Origin of the sequence: Sorangium sp. So ce381 (assembly GCF_051473845.1) — a bacterium.
Lineage (GTDB): Bacteria > Myxococcota_A > Polyangia > Polyangiales > Polyangiaceae > Sorangium > Sorangium atrum.
Genome location: NZ_CP150336.1, coordinates 4,312,885 through 4,333,960, shown reverse-complemented (window position 1 = coordinate 4,333,960; position 21,076 = coordinate 4,312,885). Strand labels below are relative to the sequence as shown.

General features: G+C 72.5%; 14 protein-coding genes. 6 read left to right on the top strand and 8 right to left on the bottom strand.

The window, feature by feature from the left end; all coding sequences use genetic code 11:
* Positions 1-30: 30 nt before the first annotated feature.
* Positions 31-2,100 (top strand): bifunctional aldolase/short-chain dehydrogenase, encoded by a 2,070-nt coding sequence (locus WMF29_RS16410; RefSeq protein WP_437329725.1) that lies wholly within the window; start codon positions 31-33, stop codon positions 2,098-2,100.
* Between the two features lie 10 nt (positions 2,101-2,110).
* Here WMF29_RS16410 and WMF29_RS16405 read toward each other — a convergent pair whose 3' ends face one another.
* Together WMF29_RS16405 and WMF29_RS16400 are read right to left on the bottom strand one after the other, a co-directional pair.
* Entirely contained in the window at positions 2,111-3,637 is a 1,527-nt protein-coding gene (locus WMF29_RS16405) for an MATE family efflux transporter (protein WP_437329724.1), read from the bottom strand.
* Positions 3,638-3,702: 65 nt separating this feature from the next.
* Positions 3,703-6,540, bottom strand: a complete 2,838-nt coding sequence (locus WMF29_RS16400) for a serine/threonine-protein kinase (protein WP_437329723.1) — start codon at positions 6,538-6,540, stop codon at positions 3,703-3,705.
* 289 nt (positions 6,541-6,829) lie between these two features.
* Between WMF29_RS16400 and WMF29_RS16395 the strand changes: the two genes are divergently transcribed.
* The gene (locus WMF29_RS16395) at positions 6,830-7,324 is read left to right on the top strand and encodes a hypothetical protein (protein WP_437329722.1); all 495 of its coding nucleotides are present in this window, start codon (positions 6,830-6,832) and stop codon (positions 7,322-7,324) included.
* A gap of 413 nt (positions 7,325-7,737) precedes the next feature.
* Entirely contained in the window at positions 7,738-9,765 is a 2,028-nt protein-coding gene (locus tag WMF29_RS16390) for a DsbA family protein (protein WP_437329721.1), read from the top strand.
* 104 nt (positions 9,766-9,869) lie between these two features.
* Here the strand turns inward: WMF29_RS16390 and WMF29_RS16385 are convergent, their stop codons facing one another.
* Complete coding sequence (locus tag WMF29_RS16385) at positions 9,870-13,925, bottom strand: hypothetical protein (protein ID WP_437329720.1); 4,056 nt, start codon at positions 13,923-13,925, stop codon at positions 9,870-9,872.
* A 120-nt stretch (positions 13,926-14,045) separates the two neighbouring features.
* Entirely contained in the window at positions 14,046-14,867 is an 822-nt protein-coding gene (locus tag WMF29_RS16380) for a sensor histidine kinase (RefSeq protein ID WP_437329719.1), read from the bottom strand.
* Positions 14,868-15,215: 348 nt separating this feature from the next.
* On the opposite strand from WMF29_RS16380, the gene WMF29_RS16375 reads away from it, so the two are divergent.
* The 3 genes from WMF29_RS16375 (at position 15,216) to WMF29_RS16365 (ending at position 17,559) form a co-directional block, all read left to right on the top strand.
* A complete protein-coding gene (locus WMF29_RS16375) occupies positions 15,216-15,680 on the top strand; it encodes a response regulator (RefSeq protein ID WP_437329718.1) in 465 nt (154 codons plus the stop codon).
* Positions 15,681-15,907: 227 nt separating this feature from the next.
* Positions 15,908-16,336: a response regulator gene (locus WMF29_RS16370; RefSeq protein WP_437329717.1), complete on the top strand. Its 429-nt coding sequence runs from the start codon at positions 15,908-15,910 to the stop codon at positions 16,334-16,336.
* A gap of 230 nt (positions 16,337-16,566) precedes the next feature.
* A complete protein-coding gene (locus WMF29_RS16365) occupies positions 16,567-17,559 on the top strand; it encodes a sensor histidine kinase (RefSeq protein ID WP_437329716.1) in 993 nt (330 codons plus the stop codon).
* A gap of 82 nt (positions 17,560-17,641) precedes the next feature.
* On the opposite strand, the gene dapE is transcribed toward WMF29_RS16365, so the two are convergent.
* From dapE to ndk, 4 genes are read right to left on the bottom strand one after another with little or no spacing between them, the layout of a single operon-like run.
* Positions 17,642-18,745, bottom strand: coding sequence for a succinyl-diaminopimelate desuccinylase (gene dapE, locus WMF29_RS16360; protein WP_437329715.1), 1,104 nt, complete (start codon positions 18,743-18,745; stop codon positions 17,642-17,644).
* Positions 18,742-19,617: a 2,3,4,5-tetrahydropyridine-2,6-dicarboxylate N-succinyltransferase gene (locus WMF29_RS16355; RefSeq protein ID WP_437329714.1), complete on the bottom strand. Its 876-nt coding sequence runs from the start codon at positions 19,615-19,617 to the stop codon at positions 18,742-18,744. Before WMF29_RS16355 ends, dapE begins: the two co-directional genes overlap by 4 nt.
* Positions 19,618-19,659: 42 nt before the next feature.
* Positions 19,660-20,553 (bottom strand): hypothetical protein, encoded by an 894-nt coding sequence (locus WMF29_RS16350; RefSeq protein ID WP_437329713.1) that lies wholly within the window; start codon positions 20,551-20,553, stop codon positions 19,660-19,662.
* Positions 20,553-20,987 (bottom strand): nucleoside-diphosphate kinase, encoded by a 435-nt coding sequence (gene ndk, locus WMF29_RS16345; protein WP_272098169.1) that lies wholly within the window; start codon positions 20,985-20,987, stop codon positions 20,553-20,555. Before ndk ends, WMF29_RS16350 begins: the two co-directional genes overlap by 1 nt.
* Positions 20,988-21,076 lie beyond the last annotated feature (89 nt).

The window sequence follows — 21,076 nt, the reverse complement described above, 5'->3', positions numbered from 1 at the left end:
GCCTCCGCCGCTGGGGTACGCGGCCCATTGATGGATCCTCGCCACAGCAAGGACGAAGCCCAGCGCACCCTCGACACCTACGCCTCGACCTGGGGCGAGGATCTCGCCCTCCGCGTCTACACCTCCCGCCTCCTCGGCGCCGATCCGTCGCTCGTCCTGCACGGCGGCGGGAACACGAGCGTCAAGAGCACGGCCGTCGACCTGCTCGGCGATCGCGTCGAGGTGCTCTTCATCAAGGGCAGCGGGTGGGACCTCGCGACCATCGAGCCGCGCGGCTTCCCGGCGTGCCGCCTCGCGCCGCTCCAGCGCGCGTGCGCGCTCGAGGCGATGACCGACGAGCAGATGGTCGCGCTCCTGCGCGGCCAGATGCTGGATCCGGCGAGCCCGACGCCGTCGGTCGAGGCGCTGCTGCACGCGATCATCCCGGCGAAGTTCGTCGATCACACGCACGCGGACGCGGTGCTCGCGGTCATCGATCAGCCCGGCTCGGCCGAGGTCGTCCAGGCGATCTACGGGGACGGCGCGCTCTTCGTGCCGTACGTGATGCCAGGCTTCGCGCTCGCCCGCCGCGTCGCGGAGCTCGTCCGGGAGCGCCTCGCGCGAGGGGCGCTCCCGTCGCTGATGATCCTCGACAAGCACGGCGTCTTCACGTGGGGAGACACCGCCGAGGAGAGCTATACGCGCATGATCGACGCCGTCACGCGCGCCGAGCACTACATCGCCGAGCGCAGCGTGGTCGTCTCGCACCCCACGGTCGCGGCGGATCCGGACCTCCGGGCCGCCATCGGGCCGGTCGTCCGCGGAGCGCTCGCCCGCGCGTCGGGGCGCCCCTGGGTCTGCACGCTCCGCACCGGCCTGGAGCTGCTCGCGTTCTGCGCGCGCGACGATCTGGCCAGGGTCTCGCAGATCGGCTGCGCCACGCCGGATCACGTCATCCGCACCAAGGCGCGGCCGCTCGTCATCGACTGCCACGCCATCACCGACGCGGCGCGGTTCCGCGCGACCGTCGAGCAGGCCATCGCGAGGTACGTGGACGAGTACCACGAGTACTTCCGCCGCTCCTGCGCGGCGCGGGGCGTCGTCCGCGATGAGCTCGATCCGTTCCCGCGGGTGCTGCTGTTCCCCGGGGCGGGCGCGCTGTGCGTGGGCGGCTCCCGCGCCGAGGCGGAGATCGTCGCGGACGTCTACGCTCATACCGTCTCCGTGATCGAGGCCGCCGAGGCGCTCGGCGGCTACCAGCCGGTCCCGGAGCTCGACCTGTTCGACATGGAATACTGGAGCCTCGAGCAGGCGAAGCTGAAGCTCGGGGCGGGCCAGCGGGGCCCGCTCGATCGGCGGATCGCGCTGATCACGGGCGCCGCCTCGGGGATCGGCCACGCGACCGCGGCGGCGTTCCTCGCCGCGGGGGCGCACGTGGTGCTGGCCGATCGCGACGAGGAGTCGCTCGAGAAGGCCGCCGCAGAGCTCGGGGGCCGCTACCGCGGCCGCTGCATGAAGGTCGCCTGCGACGTGCGCAGCGAGGCGAGCGTGCACCGCGCGTTCGCGCAGAGCGCCGCGCACTTCGGCGGCGTCGATGTCGTCGTCTCGAACGCCGGCCGCGCGTTCTCGGGCTCCCTCCACACGTCCGAGGGGCACGAGGCGCTGTGCGCCTCGCTCGAGCTGAACCTGCTCGGCCACCAGAACGTCGCCCGCGCGGCGGCGCGGGTGCTGCTCGCGCAGGGCTCAGGCGGCGCGATCCTGTTCAACGCGTCGAAGAGCGCGTTCAACCAGGGGCCCGACTTCGGCCCCTACGGCGTCGCCAAGGCGGCGCTCGTCTCGCTCATGCGCCAGTACGCCGTGGACCTCGGACCTCAGGGCATCCGGGCCAACGCGGTGAACGCCGACCGGATCCGCACCGCGCTCTTCGGCGCCGGCTTGCTGGAGGCGCGCGCCCGCGCCCGCAACGTCTCGGTCGACGACTACTTCCGCGACAACCTGCTCCGGCGCGAGACCACTGCGGCCGACGTGGCGCAGGCGTTCCTCTACCTCGCGACGGCCGAGGCCACGACGGGCTGCGTGGTGACCGTCGACGGCGGGAACGCCGCCGCTTTCCCCCGCTGAGCCGGTCGGCTCAGAGCCCCTGCGCGCTCGCGCCGCCGCCGCCGCCGCCGCCGCCCTCGCCGAGCGCGGGCCCGTCGAGGGGCTTATGGGCGTCGAGCCGGATCTTCTTCCAGTCCCCCGAGCGGAACTTCCACACCATGGTCGCGGCGAGGAGGACCACGTAGGCGACGCCGGCGCCCCAGATGCCCATCAGGCCGAAGCCGAGCGTGATGCCGAGCAGCCACGCCAGCGGGACGAGGCAGGTGAAGTGCAGGATGAGCTCCACGACCATCACGAACAGCGTGTTGCCCGCGCCGAAGAGCGCCTGCGTCAGGATCATGCCGACCGCGACGAGCGGCGTGCAGATGCCCATGACCTGCAGCGGCCGGAGCGCCGCGGCCTGGACGAGCTCGCTGCTGCTGGCGAACGCGAGGATCTGCCGCGCGAAGATCGCCTCGAGCAGGCCGACGACCCCGAAGATCGCGAGCCCCAGCCGGACGCTGGTCCAGCCGAAGCGCGCGGCCTTGTCGCCGTCCTTCTCGCCGAGCGACTGCGCGACCAGCGTCGCCGTCGACGTGCCGAAGGCGAGGCAGGCGGTGAACGTGAGCTTCAGGATCCCGACGATCACCGTGGTGGCGGCGCCATACACCGGCTCCGCGCGGCCGCCGGGACAGAGCGGCGAGACCACGCCCGCCGGCGCGACCTGGTCGAGCTTGCTGGCGATCGCGTAGAAGAGGGCGAAGCCCGTCATGATCGCGACGGTGGCGACGGCGCTCGGGATCGACAGCCTGAGGATGGACCAGACGAGCGGGGCCGAGAGCTTGCTCGTGGCGAACGGGCGGTAGCGGCGCCGGTACGCCGGCAGGAGCGCGTACGCGAGCATGATCGCGAGGCCGACGTAGGTCGAGATGAAGCCGGCCATGCCCGCGCCGGCGATGCCGTACTTCGGGATGCCGAGCGAGGCGTTGCCGAAGATGAGCAGGAGGCAGAGCACGATGTTCAGCCCGTTCATCGCGAGGGCCGAGACCAGGTGGATGTGCGTCTTGCCGATCCCGTCGAAGAACGCCTTCAGCGCGAACGTCGCCGCCATCGACGTCACGCCGAGCAGGCGCCAGCCGAGGTAGTCGAGCGCCGCCTGCCGCGCGTCCGGCACCTTGATGATGACGGACAGGATATACGGCATCGTCAGGTACCCGATCGCGGAGAACACGACGCCGGCGACGATCGAGAAGAACAGGGCGTTCGCGAGGACCGCGCCAGCGTCCCCGGGGCGATTCTCGGCGAAGCGGCGCGCCGTGAACGCCTGCGTGCCGACCGAGATCGCGCTGAGCGAGCCGCCGAACAGCCACAGGACGATCAGCGACGGCAGGAGCGCCGCGTGCGCGTTCGAGGACTCGGGGCACGGCAGGTGCGCGAAGAAGACGATGTCGACCTCGTTGACGATGCTCTGGGTGAGCATCGCCGCCACGGTCGGCAGCGCGAGCCGCAGGATGGCGCGATGGGGTGGCCCCGACGTAACGGCGTTCGAACCCGGCGCGGACAGGGCGATCTGAGCCATCGCAGGCTGCGCGGTATACAACGCCGCAGCCGACGCGCGAGCGAAATGCGCCGCGCGACGCGGGGCTACTCCGCTTTCGCGACCCGGGACCGCCGCTTGTGACGGCGCCGCTTCGCTTCGCCGCGATCCTCGTGCGCGTCTTTCGCCGCCGTGTCAGCCTCGCCACGCGCGGGTGTCGGCGCGGCCGACTCGCGCGCCGCGGACGAGGACGATCGCTCGCGCGCCTTCTGCTCGCGCTTCGCGACCTCGCGGGAGGCGCGATCCGCCGCGCCGCGCGCCGCAGGTTTGGCGGCCTTGGGCGCCGGTGCGCGCGCGGCCGTCGCCGAGGCGCGCCGGGCGGACTCGTCCCTCGCCGGTGGCTTCGCCGCGTCGCTCTTCGCGATGGCAGCCTGCCCATGCGGCACCGCCGCCGCGGGCAGCGCGGCTCCCTCGCGGGGCGCGGCGGGCTCAGCTCCGGTGGCGGACACAGCCGCGAGGGCGGAAGGCGTGGCGCTCCCCTGCCCTGCCGCGGCAGGTCCTGGCGCGCTGGCAGCAGCGAGAGCTGCCGCGGCGGACGCCGGTGCGTAGGAAGCTGCCGCGAGCGCGCCGTCGGCCGGCGCCTCCGCGGCGGACGCCGGCGCCTCCGCAGCGACTACCGGCGCCTCCGCGGCTACCGCCGGCGCGCCGGGCGCAGCGGGCTGCGCCTCGTCGCCCGACGCCGCGGTCGCCTCGCCCGCGGCGCCGACGAGCGCAGCGACCGCGGGGACCCTGGCCACCAGCTCGCGCCCCTTGCCGACGACCAGCACGCCCGCGAGCGTCATCGCGGCGGCCACCGCGGCGAACCCCAGCGCGCGGCGGCGGGTGCGCGCGCGCGCGGGCTGCCCCAGCGCATCCAGGATGGCCTTTCGCATCTCGGCGGCGCTCTGGAAGCGGACGCTCGGATGACGGGCCAGCGCGCGCATCACCAGATCGTCGACGAAGGTCGGGATCTGCCGGGTCGGCGCGCGCTCGCGGAGGCGCTCGGGGCTGCCCTTGATCTTCGCGTCGATCAGCGCGACGAGGCTCTGCTCGACGAACGGCAGGCGCCCCGTGAGCATCTCGTAGAGGACGCAGCCGAGCGCGTAGAGATCGGCGCGCCCGTCGATGCGCCCCGACGCGGCCTGCTCGGGGGCCATGTACTCGGGCGTCCCGACGATCGCGACCGCTGCCCGGGCCGGCCCTTCGCCGGCGCCCGTCTCGTCCGCGACGCCGTCGGCCTCGCCGCGATCCTCGGAGAGGCGCTTCGCGAGCCCGAAATCGAGCAGCTTCAGGCCGGCGTCCGCGAGGGAGAGCGCCCCCTCGGCGCCGCGCGGGCGCGTCATGAACAGGTTCTCGGGCTTGATGTCCCTGTGAACGAGCCCCTCGGCGTGCGCGAGCTCGAGCGCGCTCAGCACCTTGGCGGCCATCGCGAGCGCGTCCCTCCAGTCGATCGCGCCGCCGCGGACGAGCAGGGCGTCGAGCGTCTCGCCCTCCAGGAGGTCCATGGCGCAGAACAGCCGGCCATCCGCGGCCATGCCGAAATCGTGGACCTTCACGAGGTGCTCGTGGGAGAGGCGCGAGAGGACGCGCGCCTCGCGGCGGAAGCGGCTCGCGACCACGTCGGTCGCCGAGTGCTCCGCGGAGACGACCTTGAGCGCCACGCGGCGCCCCAGATCGACGTGCTCCGCCTCGTGGACGGTGCTGCTCGCGCCCGTCCCGATCTCGCGCAGCAGCCGGTAGCGCGTCCCGGGCAGCGTGCCGTCGTCCACGCGCTCGGCGGAGGCCATGGCCTCCGCGCGCGGGCTCACCGGCGTCACGGCCGTGGCGCGGTGGGCCTTGGCAGCGGCGACGAGGGCCGCGAACTCGCTGCGCGAGCGCCCCGGCTCGCCAGGGAACAGGCGCTGCATCAAGTGCGCGGCCCGCGCGCGCACGCCGCGTTCGCCGCCGGGCAGGGCGACCGCCGCCCCGAGGAGCGCGGCGAGGTCGCGCGCGGCGGCGCGGCTCGACGGGTAGCGGGCGTCGCGGTCGAAGGCCGTGAGCCGCCCGATGGCGGCGTCGAGCGCCGAGGGAGCCCCGAGCGACAGCGCGATCGGCGGCGGGTCGTTCTGATTGCGCGCGACCGCGGCCATGTGCGCCTGCGCGTCGCCCTGCAGGAACCGGCGCCCCGCGCACAGCTCCCAGAGCATGACCCCGAGCGCATAGAGATCGACCCGGGCGTCGCCCGGATCTCCGTTGGCGACCTCCGGCGCGACGTAGCCCGGCTTCGCGAAGACGACGCCCGCGACCGTGTGGCAGCGCCGGTTCTGCCCGCGGGCGGTGCCGAAGTCGATGATCTTCACGTCGCCGGCGAAGCCGAGCATCACGTTCTGCGGCGAGAGATCGCGGTGGACGATGGCGAGCGCGGCGCCCGACGGGTCCCTGCGCTCGTGCACGTGGGCGAGCGCCTCGGCGATCATCGTCGCGATCGCGACCGCCTCCGCCCAGTCGAAGCGGTGCCCGAGCTGCACCGCGCGGGCGCGGACCTCGCCGAGGCTCCGGCCCTCGACGTGCTCGACCACGGCGTACGGCTCCCCTGTCGCCGGGTCGACGTCCGCCTCGATGACCTGCGCGACGCCGGAGTGCTGGAGCTGCGCCTGCACCCGCGCTTCGTCGAGGAAGCGGGCGATATAGCTCGGATCGGACGCGTGCTCGCGGCGGATGATCTTCACGACGACGGGGCGCTCGGCCCCTTCCAGCCCGGTCGTGGAGGCGAGGAACACCTCCCCCATGCCTCCGCGGGCGATGCGCCGCAGGAGCACGTAACGGCCGAGCGGCCGGGGAACATCGTCCGCAGCGAAGCCGCTCTTGTTGGGCTCATGCGAGGGCGGAGGAACCGGGCGAGGCACGGTCGCGGAGGAGTTCGCCATGAAGCGAACCTACCGGATGTAGGACAAGGTGGGCCAAGTTCGCGCGGATCGCTGCACAACCCTGAAACCGGCCGTGCTCCTGCTGGCGCGGGCTGCTCGAACCACCGTTTCGACACAGGGGCTCTCCAACTTATCCACAGGGTTATCCACACCCTGTCGACAAGTGGCGTCCTCCGGGCGGTACCCTGGAGAAGCGTCGGGATCCGTCCAGGAAGGCCCGGAGTGCCGCGTTCCCTCGGGGATCCGGGCCATTGCTCTCCCTGCACGCCTCGGCTAATCCTTGCGAGGGATGTCGCGACACGCTGTCCAGCGCCTGATGACCGTGCTGACGTTCGCGTTGGCGCTGGTCCTGCCGCTGAAAGCGCGCGCTGCGATCATCCCGGTGTGCGAGGACGACCGGATGACGATCGTCGCCCCGCCGGACGAGCCGTCGTGCACCGTCTTGACCAGCGTCGACGATGCGACGGGCGAGACGAGGGACGCGCCCATCTGTGATCCCCGCGGAGCCTCCGCCGTCGCTCCGCCCCGCACCCTCCCGATCACCGACGCGCGGATCGACGCGGCGCCAGGCTGCGCCGGGAGCGATGGCGGGCCGATGGTCGGGCCGAACTCGCGGCATCCAGGTCCTGTGAGCGAGCTCGCCAGCGCTCCGCACCAGGCGCTGCTCCTTCCTGAGCTCGTCCTCCCTCCCCTGTACGCGCCCGTCTCGCTCTTCTCGTTCGCGGCGGTCTCGGGAGGACCACGTCCCGGCGTCGCGCAGGGCGTCTACCACCCGCCTCGATGAGGCGAGCTCGCCGGCAGCCCGCACGCGATCGCGCCGCTCGGTCTCTCGGAGACCGCAGCTCCTGGCGCGAGGGCGGTGCTGCCGCGAGATCTGGAGCGCTTGCCGGTCTGACCCGAGCCTCCTAGGCGCCGGTCCGGTCCCACGTCGCGCAGGCTCGCCCTCTCGAGGGCGACGTGCCAGCCGCGCTCGAGGCCGGGCGCAGGCGCCGGCGTGAGGGGTCGAGAGCGGCTCTGGCGCTCCGCCGGGGGCTGCGCTGCGGGCACGCGGCGGCGGCTCCCTCGGCCCGGGGTGGCGCGCCGCCCCGGGGGCTCACGATTGGCGATCTTGTCGCGGGCGCTGCACCCGGTGCCGCACCCGCGTTGAAGGAGGGGCCCGCCTGGCGGAGCCCCACCCACGTTGAGAGAGGAAACATCATGAACAAGGGAACAGCCATCGTCGGCTTTCTTCTCTGCTTCATCGCAGGGATGGGGCTGATGTGGAGCATCGATCGGAGCGCCGGCTCGCGCGGCCATGAGATCTCGGCGGCCGTCGACGACGGTCAGCCGTGGACCGACGAGGACGCGGCGGTCCCGGTGTCGTCGAAGGACCCCATGTGGGGCACGCGGGCGGCGCCGGTGACGATGGTCGTCTTCAGCGACTTCGAGTGTCCGTTCTGCAGCAAGGTCGAGACGACGATCAGCCAGCTCAAGGACAAGTACGGCCCCGAGAAGCTGCGCATCCTCTGGAAGAACAACCCGCTCCCCTTCCACAAGAACGCGCGCCCGGCGGCGCTCGCGGCCGAGACCGTGTTCCGCCTCGGCGGCTCGAAGGCGTTCTGGAAGTTCCACGAGCTCGCCTTCCAGAACCAGAAGAGCCTCTCGCCCGAGAACTTCGAGAAGTGGGCCGGCGACGCCGGCGTCGACAGGGCGAAGTTCAAGGCGGCGTTCGATCGGCAGGAGTACATGGCCAAGATCGACGCCGACATGGCGGTCGGCAAGACCTCGGGCGTCACCGGCACGCCCGCGTCGATCATCAACGGCGTGTTCCTGAGCGGCGCTCAGCCGATCGACAAGTTCACCTCCGTCATCGACGAGCAGCTCAAGGCCGCGCAGGCGGCGGTCGCCTCCGGGACGAAGCCCGACAAGGTGTACGCCAAGCTCGCCGCGGAGAACAAGGCGAAGGCGCCGCCCCAGAAGGACCGCGAGCGCCCGCAGGAGGACGACAAGACCGTCTGGAAGGTGCCCGTCGGCGAGGCGCCGGCGAAGGGTCCGGCCACCGCGCTGGTCACCATCGTCGAGTGGTCCGATTTCCAGTGCCCCTTCTGCAGCAAGGTCGTCCCGACGATCGACGAGATCGTCAAGACCTACGGGGACAAGGTCCGGTTCGTCTGGAAGAACAACCCGCTCCCGTTCCACCAGCGCGCGGAGCCCGCGGCTGAGCTCGCCATGGAGGCCCGCGCGCAGAAGGGCGACAAGGGCTTCTGGGACGCGTACGACCTGCTCTGGAAGAACCAGCAGAAGCTCAACGACGAGGATCTGCTCGGCTACGCCAAGGAGCTCGGGCTCGACGTCGAGAAGGTGAAGGCCGCGATCGCCACCAAGAAGCACGGCGCGTCCATCGCCGCCGATCAGGAGCTCGCGGACGACCTGCAGGCGTCCGGGACCCCGCACTTCTTCATCAACGGCCGCCGGCTCGTCGGCGCGCAGCCGATCGACAAGTTCAAGGCGATCATCGACGAGGAGATGAAGAAGTCCGAGGCGCTGCTCGCCAAGGGCGTCGCCGCGAAGGACCTCTACGCCGAGATCATCAAGGACGGCAAGGAGCCGCCGCCGCCCGAGCGCAAGGAGGTCTCCGCGCCGCCGCCGAACAGCCCGTGGAAGGGCGGCGAGAAGGCCAAGGTCGTGATGCAGGTCTTCTCGGACTTCGAGTGCCCGTTCTGCAAGCGCGTCGAGGACACGGTCTCCCAGATCTCGAAGACCTACGGCGACAAGCTGAAGATCGTGTGGCGCCACCGGCCGCTGCCGATGCACAAGAACGCGCCGCTCGCGTCCGAGGCCGCGCAGGAGGCCTACGCGCAGAAGGGCAACGCCGGGTTCTGGGCGTACCACGAGGAGCTCTTCAAGAACCAGGGGCAGCCGGACGGCCTCGCGCGCGCCTCGCTCGAGAAGTACGCCGAGGAGCAGGGCCTCGACCTGACGAAGTTCAAGAAGGCGCTCGACGCGAACACCCACAAGGCGTTCGTGGACTCCGAGAGCGCCGTCGCGGACAAGGCGGGCATCAGCGGGACGCCGGCGTTCGTCGTGAACGGCTACTTCATCAGCGGCGCCCAGCCGTTCTCGAAGTTCAAGAAGCTCATCGACAAGGCCATGAAGGAGGCCGGCGAGACCGCGCCCGCCGGGCTGCCCGTCAAGAAGCCGGCGCCCGCCGCGCAGCCGGCCGCCGCCCCCGCCACCCCGAAGTGAACCGCCGCCGCGCGGTTCGCTCTCTTCGTTCCCCTTCCCTTCCCTGAAGCCCACCCGACGGGCGGCTCCCGCTGAGCGGTCGAGCCGCCCGCCTCCCTGCAGCCTCAGCCGGTGGTGCGGAACCGCGAGCGCCCCTCGGAGATCCACCACGCGCGGTACCGCTCCTGGGCGGCCTCCCGCTCCTGCCGCGGCAGGTCCTCGTAGTAGCCGAAGTACTCCTTGGTGATGCCCTTCAGCTCGTCGATCGCCGCGCGGCGGATGGCAGGCTTCTCGTGCGTGAGCGCGTCGATGATCCACTCGATGCGATGGCGCTCGCCGTTCCTCGACCACCATGACAGCCACCTGCGCGCGTCTCGGCCGAGATCGTCGCGCGTGATGACGATCAGCGCCCGCGCCGCCGCCTCGACGATCGCCTCGTGAGGATCGGTGAGCGCGCTGATGAGCGCCGGCACGCTGGCTCCGGAGCGGATCTCGGTCATCGTCTCGATGGCCGCGAGCCGTCGCGCGGACGATTCCTCGCGATCGCGCGCGATGTGATCGAGCCCCTGCAGGATCGGGCCGCCCGCGGGCGGCGCCGCGATCAGCGAGGCGGCCGACTGGATCGCGATCCGCCGCACGGCGATGCTGTCGTCGAAGAGCCGTGGGAGCAGCGCGTTGGCGGCCTCCGGGTACGGCAGCTCGCCGAGCACGTGCGTGGCCCACAGGCGCACCTCGGGATCGGGCGAGGCGCTCCGCACGGTCATGAAGGGGAGCGCCGGCCGCCGGATCGCGACGATGAGCTCGAGCAGCGGCCCGCACTGGGAGGCGGGGGGCGCGGTGGCGACGATCGCGGCGCCGTCCGGTCCGGCCAGCTGCTCACGGAAGCGCTGACGGTCGACCCGGAGCGGACCGGGAAACCGCGCGGCGACGATCGAGATCGCCGTGTCGCCGTTCCGCACGAGCTCGGCGAACGCCCTCGCGGCGGACTCGCCGCCCGCGAGGACGTGTTGAAGGAGCGAGGTGTACTCCGCGCGCAGGTCGCCGGCCGGCGACTGCGAGACCGCGGCGCGGCGCTCGGACGGGGGCCTCGCGTACGCCGTGGCGGTCTCGACGGCGACAGGCGTGCGGCGGCGCCACGAGGGCCGCCCCGCTGCCGGCGCCGGTCCGAGCTCCCGGTGCTCCTCTGCGCCCGGCGTGATCGAGCTGTCGAGCATCCACGGAGGCCGTGAGTACCGCTTCGTCCGCGCCTCTTCCGGCTCGCCGAGATCGAGGTCCTCCGACGCCGAGGGGACCGGCGCCGCGGGGATCTCGAGGTCGGGGATCTCGTCGATGATCGCCGGCGCGGACGACGTTGCGGCGCGCGACGCAGGTAGCGGCGTGACCGCCGGCATCATCGGCGCTGTGACCGCCGGCATCATCGGCGGCGTGATCGCCGGCATCATCGGCGCCGTGACGGCCGTGCCCGACACGACGTCCGCGTCCACCTCGAGGCCCGACCGGAACTGCGGCTCGGAGCCGAGGCGTTGTGCGTGCAGCGTCGGGGCCGGCGGGATGGTCGAGCTGAAGGCCATCGCGTGGGCGACACCCTCTTCCGGCGGCACGGACTCGGCCTCCACGCCGGTGCCGCGAAGGCCGAAGGCACGCGCGACGGCATCGATCCCCGAGGCGCCGTCCTCCGTGGTCCAGCCGCCCTGCGGCCGCACGGCTCGCGGCGCGACGTCCGAGGGGTCGGCGGGCGGGGGTTCTCCCGCGTCGCGATCTGCATCCGCCGCGGGCGGCTGCGCTCCTCCGGCGGCGACGTGCGAGCCGTGCGCGTCCGAGCGGACCATGCTGCTCAGCTCCATGAGCGCGGCGCGGGTGCGCAGGGAGAGCGGTCCCTCCGTGGCCTGCTCGCCCGTCGGCGCAGCAGCGTCCTCTGGAGGCGCAGCAGCGCCCTCCGAAGGCCCGGCGGCGGCGGCGTCCTCCGGAGGCGCAGGTGCGGGATGCAGCGGCGCTGGCGCCTTCTGCGGCGGCGTGGCGGCATCATGGGGCGCCGGGCCGTCGCTTTGCTGGGCACCACCGCTGCGGTTCAGCTTCTTCCGCAGGATGAGCCGCTCCAGCACCGTCGCCGCGATGCCGGCGAGCGCGATGAGGTCTCCGATGCTCGAGAGCTCGACCGAGGTGGCGCCGTCGTCACCGTAGACGAGCGCGACGACGCGGCCGCGCACGACGATCGGGACGACCGCCACAGCGGCCGCATGGACCTTCCTGCCGAGCTCGCGCTGGAGCTCGGCGTCAGGAGCGCTGCCGGCAATCGCGGTGACGAGCGGCGCGCGGAGCGCGCGCGCCCTGGCGAGGGCGCTCGGACGTTCGAAGGGCACGGTGATCTTCGTGACGCGCTCACGCTCGGCGCCTGGACCTGAGGCGTTGCGGCCCTCGGCGCGCTCGCCGTGCACCGTGAACAGGACCGTGTACTCGAAGTACTGTTGGCCGAAGTCGAAGAGGACCGCGAGCACCTCTTCGCTCGAGCCGACGGCGGCGAGCGCCTGCTCGGCCATGGCCAGCGTGAAGGGGCCCTTACGCCTCTGCGCAGCGGGCGCAGAGCGTCCCGCCTCGCGCATGGAGACCTTCGCCGCTGGCGTGATCGAGGAGAGCTCGCGTCGCTCGGCCGGAGGCGCCTCGGGTGCTGACGCCGCGGGGACAGGCGCCTCGGGTGTCGGTGCTGCGGGTAGCGGCGACGGTGCCGACGCCGTCGGCGCGGATCCGTCCGGCCGCTGCTGCAGCGCCGAGGCGGCTTGCGGCAGCGGCTCTCGCTGAGGCCGGTGTGCCGCGGAGGCCCGCTTCAGCCAGCCCGTCAGGAGCTGAGTACCTGGCGCCGGCGAACGCGCGCCGGAGAGCGCCGACGCCGGCGAGGCCGCTGCTTTCGGAGCCGACTCCGGGATTTCGACGGGCGGCCCCGGGGCTTCCACGGTCGGCGACGTGTGCACGGCGTCCGATGGCGCCAGCGGCGAAAGGTGCGGCGCGAGCTGCTCGGAGCGCGGCGTCGGCACTGCCGGCTCGATCGCCGGCTCTTCCTGCAGCGCGGCCGCCTGGCCGGTAGGCGCGGCCGCCTCACCACGAGCTGGCGCGGCGCGCTTCGAAGCGACCGCCTCGACCCGAGGCATGTGCGCCTCGGGATAGCGGAGCGCGGCCAGATCGAGCGGATACGCAGCGACGACCGTCGGCTCGTCATCCATCTCGTGGAGCGGCGGCTTCCTCGGCGTGGGCACCGCCTCGTTGAGCGCGACGTCCGCGACGACCGTGTCCTCGTCGTAGATCGAGGTCAGCGATTCGACCGTCGGAGCATCCTCGATGCTGTGCCGCCGCTGCTGGGTCTCAGCGGCATCCTCGGGCTCCTCGACGCTGGCCGGCGAAGCCGCGTCGACTCCTGGAGGCGACGTGGGGCGAGCACCTGCCGGTGAATCCGCATCGGCGCCAGGGGGCGAGGCCGCAGCGACCTCGACCGGGCGAGCCGCGACGACCTCGGCAGGAGGCGTCGTGTCGATCCGCGCGGACGAGGTGGCGTCGACCGCTGCGCGTTGCGCCGCGTCGGTGCCCTCGGGTGAGACGGGCGCCGACGCCGCCGGCGGGACCGCTGCGGTGACCGCTGGCCCAGGCCCGTTCGACTGGTTCGACTCGTCGGGGCTCGGCTCGGCGCGCGCGTCGAGCTGCTTCACGAGCCGCGACAGCCGCCGCTCCAGGGCCACGCCGTAGTGCTCGGCGAGCGCCTGGCGGATGCGCACCAGCGGCGCGGCGAGCTGCCGCAGGCTGACCCCCAGCGCGAAGCTCAGCTCCTCCGCCACGGGCAACGCGAGGGGCTCTGCCGTGGCGATGACGAGCGTCGCTTCGCGCTGCGCGGCTCCCGCCCCTGCGACGTCGAGGCCTCCGCGTACGTCGAGGGGGAACACGCGGTGCTGGACCGCGAGATCGACCGGGATCGTCCGGAGCACGTCGGGCGACGCGGGCCGCAATCGGCCCACGGCGGGCGGGAGCCCGAGGCTCTCTGCGAGCAGCGCGGTGAGCTCCCGCTCACGCACCGCCCCCAGCTCCAGCACATTCGTGGCGAGGTCGCCGCCGTGGAGCACTTGGCGGGCGATCGCCTCTTCGACCACCCGCATCGAGGTAACCCCATGCTGCACGAGGAGAGAGCTCAGCGTCGGCATCGAGGCGCATTCATCGGTGGGCGGTGGAAGTTGGAGCACGCTCGCGACGTGCGACCCCGTTCATCCTAGACGAAGTCTTCATCGGACACGATCCGCGCGTTGCGAGCCCTGGGCAGGACCTCATCCGCCATCGCCGCTCGCGCTCGCCGCGCCGCCGCGACCCCTCGTTTCGGGCGAGCCGGGGGGAGCGCCCCGTCGAACGCCGCCGAGAGAGCACGAGAATCGCAGCCCCGTCGGGGAGAGCCCCGAGGCCGGCTCCGTCGAGCCGCCGTCCGCGCGCTCGGACGACGGCTCCACGGTCAGCCCGCCCCCGTGCGCGCCGAGGATGCCACGCGCGATCGCGAGCCCGAGGCCCAGCCGCTCTCGACGGCGCGGCGCGACGGGGTCGGCGGGGATCGCCGCCCGCTCGCCGAACGGATCGAGCAGCCGAGCGAGCGGCTCCGGCGCGACGGGGCCGGCCTCGTCGATGACGGTCACCACGGCCTCACCGCCAGCGATCGAGACACGTATCTGCACGGGGCGATCGCGCGAGCGCAGGATGGCGAAGCCGAGCACATACTCGATCGCCACCCGGAGCAGCTCGGGATCCCCCTCCACGGGGGCGCCCCCGTCGGGCTCGGCATCGAACGAGATGCGCACGCCACGCGCGGTCGCCGCTTCCTCGAGGTGCCCCGCCGCGCGGCGGGCGAGCTCGCCTGCATCGCACGAGGCGATCGCCATGGGACGGCTCGCGTCCGCGCGGAGCCAGATGGAGTTGTCGAACTCGTCGAGGAGCCGCTTCAGCCGCTCGCCCGCGCCGCGCACGCGCTCCAGCATGTCCCGCGGCGCCGCCCCGAGGTCCTTCTGGTAACGCAGGAGATAGTGGACCCCCGCCAGCATGGTCGCCAGCTCACCCCGAAGATCGTGGCCCACACGCGCGAAGAACTCGTCATCCATCCACATAAACGCCTGCTCCGAATATGCAGCAGCGCGGACCTCGAGCATCAGACGAGCAAGCCAACTGTCGTCGGGGCTGCCCCGAAACAGCGGTCGCCGGACGCTGGGGGTGAGCCGCGCAGAGGCCCCCCATCTGCGCTGGACAGTTGATGGTTGCGGATAAGCGACCTGGGCACAAGGTGTACCTGGGGTTCAGGTTCCGCCTCCACCAGCGCGGGGGGGCCTTTCCAGAAACGCCGGCGGGAGGCCGTTGCTCTCCTTCCATCCATGGTCCCATGGTCATGCTTCCGCGCATCGCGCATCGAAGCCCGAGCACCTGGGGAGCGCTGTCAGCCGAGCCGCGAGCGGGGGAGCATGTCCGAGGCAGAGCGCAGTGAGTTCACCGAGCATCACGACGAGCAGGGAGATGAGGATACCCAGGTGCTCGAGCGGCGGCGCCGGGTCCTCATCGTCGATGATGATCCCGATTTCCTCGTCATGGCGGAGGCGGCGCTCGCTGCGCACGGCTTCCTGGTGGAGCGGGCAACCGGCGGGTTGCGTGGCGTGTTCCTCGCGACGCAGGACGTGCCGGATGTGATCCTGTGTGACCTGAGGATGCCCGGCATCGACGGCTTCGTCGTCGCCGAGGCGCTGCGCGCCGATCCGGCGACCCAGCACGTCGCCATCTTCGCGTGCACCGGCCGGCGCGATCTCGAGGCCCGCGCCGCCCTCAACGCCTCGGCGTTCGACGGCGTCCTCGTGAAGCCGGTCGACTGGGACAGCGCCGCTCGTTTGCTCCACGAGATCGTCGGCGTCCGCCGACCCTACGGACCTACCTAGGCCGCATCAGGAGCAACCTGAGACCCCTTCAGGGCAAATGCAGGATAACCCCTGCGCGGGAGGGGAAATGCCCGGCATTGTGCCCGCCATCAGGTATACAAACATGACGTGACCCGAGCGGATCGCCCCCCTACATGACCTTCGTGAGAGGCCGGCCGAGCGATGCCGGAGCCCCTTACGACCGATCGGGCGGCGCGGTGCGCCGAGGAATGGAAAGGTTCACTGGGATGGAAGTGAAGTCTGATGACAACGCGGTCTCGCCGCTCGTCCTGGTCGTGGACGACTTCCAGGACAACCGGGAGATGTTCGCGGAGTACTTGTCTTTCTCCGGGTTCCGCGTGGCCGAGGCGGCGACGGGGCGCGAGGCGCTCGACCGCGCCTTCGAGCTGATCCCGGACCTCATCCTGATGGACCTCTCGCTCCCCGAGATCGACGGCTGGGAGGCGACGCGCCACCTCAAGAGCGATCCTCGCACCATGCGGATCCCCATCGTCGCCCTCACAGGTCACACGCTCGCGGGGCACTCGCGCGAGGCGAAGGACGCGGGGTGCGACGCCTTCCTGACGAAGCCGTGTCTGCCGGACACGCTCGTGCTCGAGATTCGCCGCCTCCTGTCGCGCGGCGGCGCGTCATCGCAGCCGGAAAGCACGCCCTGACGCGCCGCGAATCCCCGCTCCACGGAACCAGCGAAACCCACACCACGCGCACGAGCTCGCGAGATCCGCGAGGCGCGTTCCCCCCGCGACGCTGCGGCGAGACCGCGGCGAGACTGCGAATAGCGCACCTGCGCTCCCGCGCTGCCAGGACTTGACTGCGGCACCACCTGACTATTCTCGGTGCGGTCTTTCTGGCTAACTGAGCGCTTGAGAGGCACGAGGGGACAAGAATGGCGGGGGTGACGAGAAAAAAAGCCGGGAAGAACGCGGCGGACGGCGCGGATGCAGCGCACGGCCGCACGCTCCGCGGGCGCACAACGGCGGCGCCCCTGCGCGCTCCGAAGAGAGGCTCGACGTCCGCTGCAGCGAGCGGGCCTCGATCCGCGGGACCAGCGACCCTGCGCGCCAGGGCGCCCAGGCGATCGAAGGCGGACGCGGAGCGGCTCGCCCCACGGGGCGACGCGGCCAAGCGCGAGCGGATCATCGAGGAGCAGCGCCAGCTCCTCGAGCGTCGCGCGGAGGCGGCGGAGCGCCTCCTGCGCGAGACCGTATCCACCATCTCTCACGACCTCAGGAACTCGCTGAGCGTGATCGTCGTGAGCGCCCGCATGCTGATGCGATCCGTCGCTCAAGAGGGCCCGGGTAGGCGGCAGCTCGAGGCGATCACCCGCGCGGCGGACGAGATCAACCAGCTCGCGCAGGACCTTGTCGACGCCATGAGCATCGAGAGCGGCTCGCTGAAGGTCGGCAAGGGCGCGCACGAGGTCGAGCCGATCCTCGACAAGGCGATCGAGCTCCTGGCGCCCACGGTCGCGCTGAAGCCGCTCGAGATCGCCAAGGAGCTTCCGCACGATCTGCCGCCCATCGCGTGCGATCGCGAGCGCATCGTCCAGGTCATCGCCACCCTGCTCGGCAACGCCATGCGCTTCACGCCGAAGGGCGGACGCATCACGGTGCGCGCCGAGCCGTCGGGCACCGACGCGCGATTCTCGATCTCCGATACAGGACCTGGCATCTCCCCGGATCAGCAACCGCTGCTCTTCACCCGCCACGCGCCCCCTCGAAGGCCCATGGGACAGGGGATGGGGCTCGCGGCGTTCGTCACGAAGGGCATCGTGGAGGCCCACGGCGGTACGATCTGGGTCGAGAGCTCGCCCGGCCAGGGGAGCACGTTCTTCTTCACCATCCCCGCCGCCGGGCTCTCGGTGCGCGCAGGCACCTGAAGGACACGAGGGTCGCCGGGGCGCGCCCCGAACACCGCGCGCGATCAGGCGGGTTCCCCCCTGACACGGAGCGCGCGCGGCGTCAGGCCGGTCCGAGCGCCGAGAGCCAGCGGCGGAGGATCGCGCGACCCTCCGACAGCTTTTGAAGCGACGACCACTCGTTGCGCTGGTGCGCCTGGGCGTTCTCGCCAGGGCCGAAGTTGACCGCAGGCACTCCGAGCTCCGCGAAGCGGGCCACGTCGGTCCACGCCTGCTTCGGCTCGACCGCGGCGACGCCCGCCTCGCGCAGCGCGACGACGAGCGGGTGCGACGCGTGCGGCGGCGCCGAAGGGCTGAGATCGCGCCAGGCGATCTCGGCGCGGCCGTCCACGAGCGCCTCGATGGTCCGCTGCGCCTCCTGGATCGACGTCCCAGGCGGGAAGCGGTGGTTCAGGTTCATCGTGAACTCGTCCGGCACGACGTTCCGCCCGCGCCCGCCCTGCGCCATCGTCGCCGTGGTGACGGCGCGGTAGACGAACCCGTCGATCTCGACCTCGCGCGGCGCAAGCGCAGCGAGCTCGACCAGGAGCGGGCCTGCCTTGTAGATGGCGTTCTCCCCTTGCCACGGCCGCGCGCTGTGCGCCGTCCGCCCGCGGAACGTCAGCCCAGCGTGGAGCGACCCGCTCGCGCCCAGGCTCAACCGATTGTCGCTCGGCTCGAGGCACACCGCGAGATCGAGCGCGCGGAGGTCCGGCTCGCGCTCGATGACCAGCGCGAGCTCGTTCTCCAGGTACGGCCCCTCCTCCCGCGCGTAGAACACGAGCGTCAGATCGACGCCCGCGATCGCCTCCCGCTCTCCCTCGGCGAGGTCGAGCATCAGCGCGAGCCCCGACTTCATGTCGCTCGCGCCGGGGCCGTAGAGGCGATCCCCCTCGATCCGCGGCGGCCCGTCGTGCGAGGTGCGCACCACGTCGAGGTGCCCGGCCAGCGCGATCTTCGGGCCGCCCGTGCCCTGCGTCACCTGCACGACGAGCGAGTCGCCGTGGCGGCGCACCGGCGCGGCGAGCCGAGCCCGACCGAGCCGCTCCGCCACCGCGCAGCACAGCTCCTGCTCTTCGCCCGTGGGCGACGGGACGGAGCACAGCCAGAGCAGCGTGTCCGCGAGATCGGCCGCGGCCGCCGCGTCCGCGTCGGCGCGCGCGCTCACACCGGCACCGCGAAATCTCGCAGCGCCGCGTTCAGCGACACCTTGCGGTCCGTCGCCTCGCTCCGCTTGCCGATGATGAGCGCGCAGGGGATCGAGAACTCCCCTGCGGGGAAGCGCTTCGGCCGCGTTCCCGGGATCACCACGCTGCGCGCAGGCACCCGGCCGCGGTGCTCGACGACCTCCGGCCCCGTGACGTCGAGGATCGCCGTCGACGCGGTGAGCACCACGCCGGCGCCGAGCACCGCCTCTTCCTCGACCACGACGCCCTCCACCACAATCACGCGGGAGCCCACGAAGACGCCGTCCTCGATGATCACGGGCCGCGCCCCCGGCGGCTCGAGCACCCCGCCGATGCCGACGCCCCCGGCGAGGTGCACCCCTCGCCCGATCTGCGCGCAGCTGCCGACCGTCGCCCAGGTGTCGACCATCGACCCCGAGCCGACCCACGCGCCGATGTTCACGTAGCCGGGCATGACGATCGCGCCCTGCTCGAGGAACGCGCCGTAGCGCACCGTCCCCGGCGGGACGACGCGCACGCCCGCCTTGTCGAGGCCGCGCTTGAGCGGGATCTTGTCGTGGAACTCGAAGGGGCCGGCCTCCATCACGCTCATGCCGCGGAGCGAGAAGTAGAGAAGGATCGCCTCCTTGATCCACGCGTGCGTCACCCACCTGTGCGGCGCGCCCTCGCCGGTGGACGCCGCGCCTTCGCCGCCCGCCTGCGCGGTCTTGTCGGGCTCGGCGACGCGGAGCAGGCCTTGATCGAGGCACTCGATCGTGCGGAGGACCGCGGCCTCGTGCGCGGGCGAGCGCAGGAGCTCGCGGTCGCGGAACGCCGCCTCAACAAGGGACTTCATGGATTCTTCGGTGGCCATGGCGCCGCCTTTAGCACGGCCGAGCCAGCACCGGCACCGGGGTCAGAACGTCATGGTGACGACGCGACCGCCCGTCCCCTCGACGAGCTCGATGCGCGCGCGGCGCGCGACGACGCGGGCCACGGCGGCCGCCCGCTCGCCGCCGTCGCGCAGCACCACGTCGAGGGCGACCGCCGGCGCCCCCTCGCGCGGGCCGCGCTCGGCGATGCGCACCACCGAGCGCCCGTCCGAGAGGCGGGACACGGTGAGGTGCGGGCTCGCGACACCGGCGGCGCTGACCATGCCGACAGCGAGCTCCATGAGCCCGCTCACGGCGCGGACGTCGCCCTCCACCTCGTTGGCTCGGCCGTCGGAGGAGGCGACCGAGATGCCGACCACGGGCCGCCCATCGGCCGGGGCGGCGCTCCAGTTGCGGAGCACGTCGATGAGATCGAGCGGCGTCGGGCGCAGCTCGAGGGTCGCGATGACGAGCTCGGACAGGCGCAGCGCGCCGCTCAGCTCCCGGGCCGTCCTGCGCACCGACGCCTCGAGCCCGAGGCGCTGCCGCGCGTCGATGCCGCGCTCGGAGCCGCCGCGGTCTCCGCGACCGCGGCCAGGGCCGCGCGCCGGCGAGGCGCCGGCCGCGGCGCGGGACAGCTCGTCCGTGAGGCGCGCGACCTCGACGCCCGCATGGCCGAGGACCGCGCAGGCGGCGTCGGCCGCCGCGGCGTCGGCCGCCACGGCGGCGTCTGTCTCGACGAAGCCGTCGCGGACCGCCGCGGACAGGCTGTCGAGGGCAACGACGAGCGCCGCGCACCCCTCGCATACCTCCGGGAGCGCGAGCGCGACCCCACGCGGCCCGACGCGGCGCGAGCCGAGCAGGTGCGCGAAGCTCTCGATGCCTGCCGCGCCGTCCCGCGCCGCGCCGAGCGCAGCCGCGAGCCGCTCGCCGAGCATCAGGCCGTCGCGCTCGGCGCGACCTCGTAACCCGCGAAGAAGTAGGCGATCTCCCGCGCGGCGGTCGCCGGCTTGTCGGACCCGTGGACCGCGTTCTCGCCCACGTTCGCCCCGTAGAGCTTGCGGATCGTCCCTGCCGCTGCCTTGGCCGGATCCGTCGCGCCGATGACCTCGCGGTACTTCGCCACCGCGTCCTCGCGCTCGAGCGCCATCACCAGGATGGGGCTGCGCGACATGAACGTCACGAGCTCGTCGAAGAAGCCGCGCCCCTGGTGCTCCGCGTAGAAGCCCTCGGCCTCCGCGCGGGTAAGGTGGATGCGCTTCATCGCTTTGACCGTGAAGCCCTCCTGCTCGAGGCGGGCGACGATCGCGCCGGCCGTGTTCTTTTCCATCGCATCAGGCTTGATGATTGAGAGTGTTCGCTCGAGGGCCATGGGCGGCCCAGTTAGGCGAAAACGCCGAGCGTTGCAAGCGTCACGCATTCCGTCCCGGGAGTCCGCAGCCCGCCGCGCTGCACGACCCG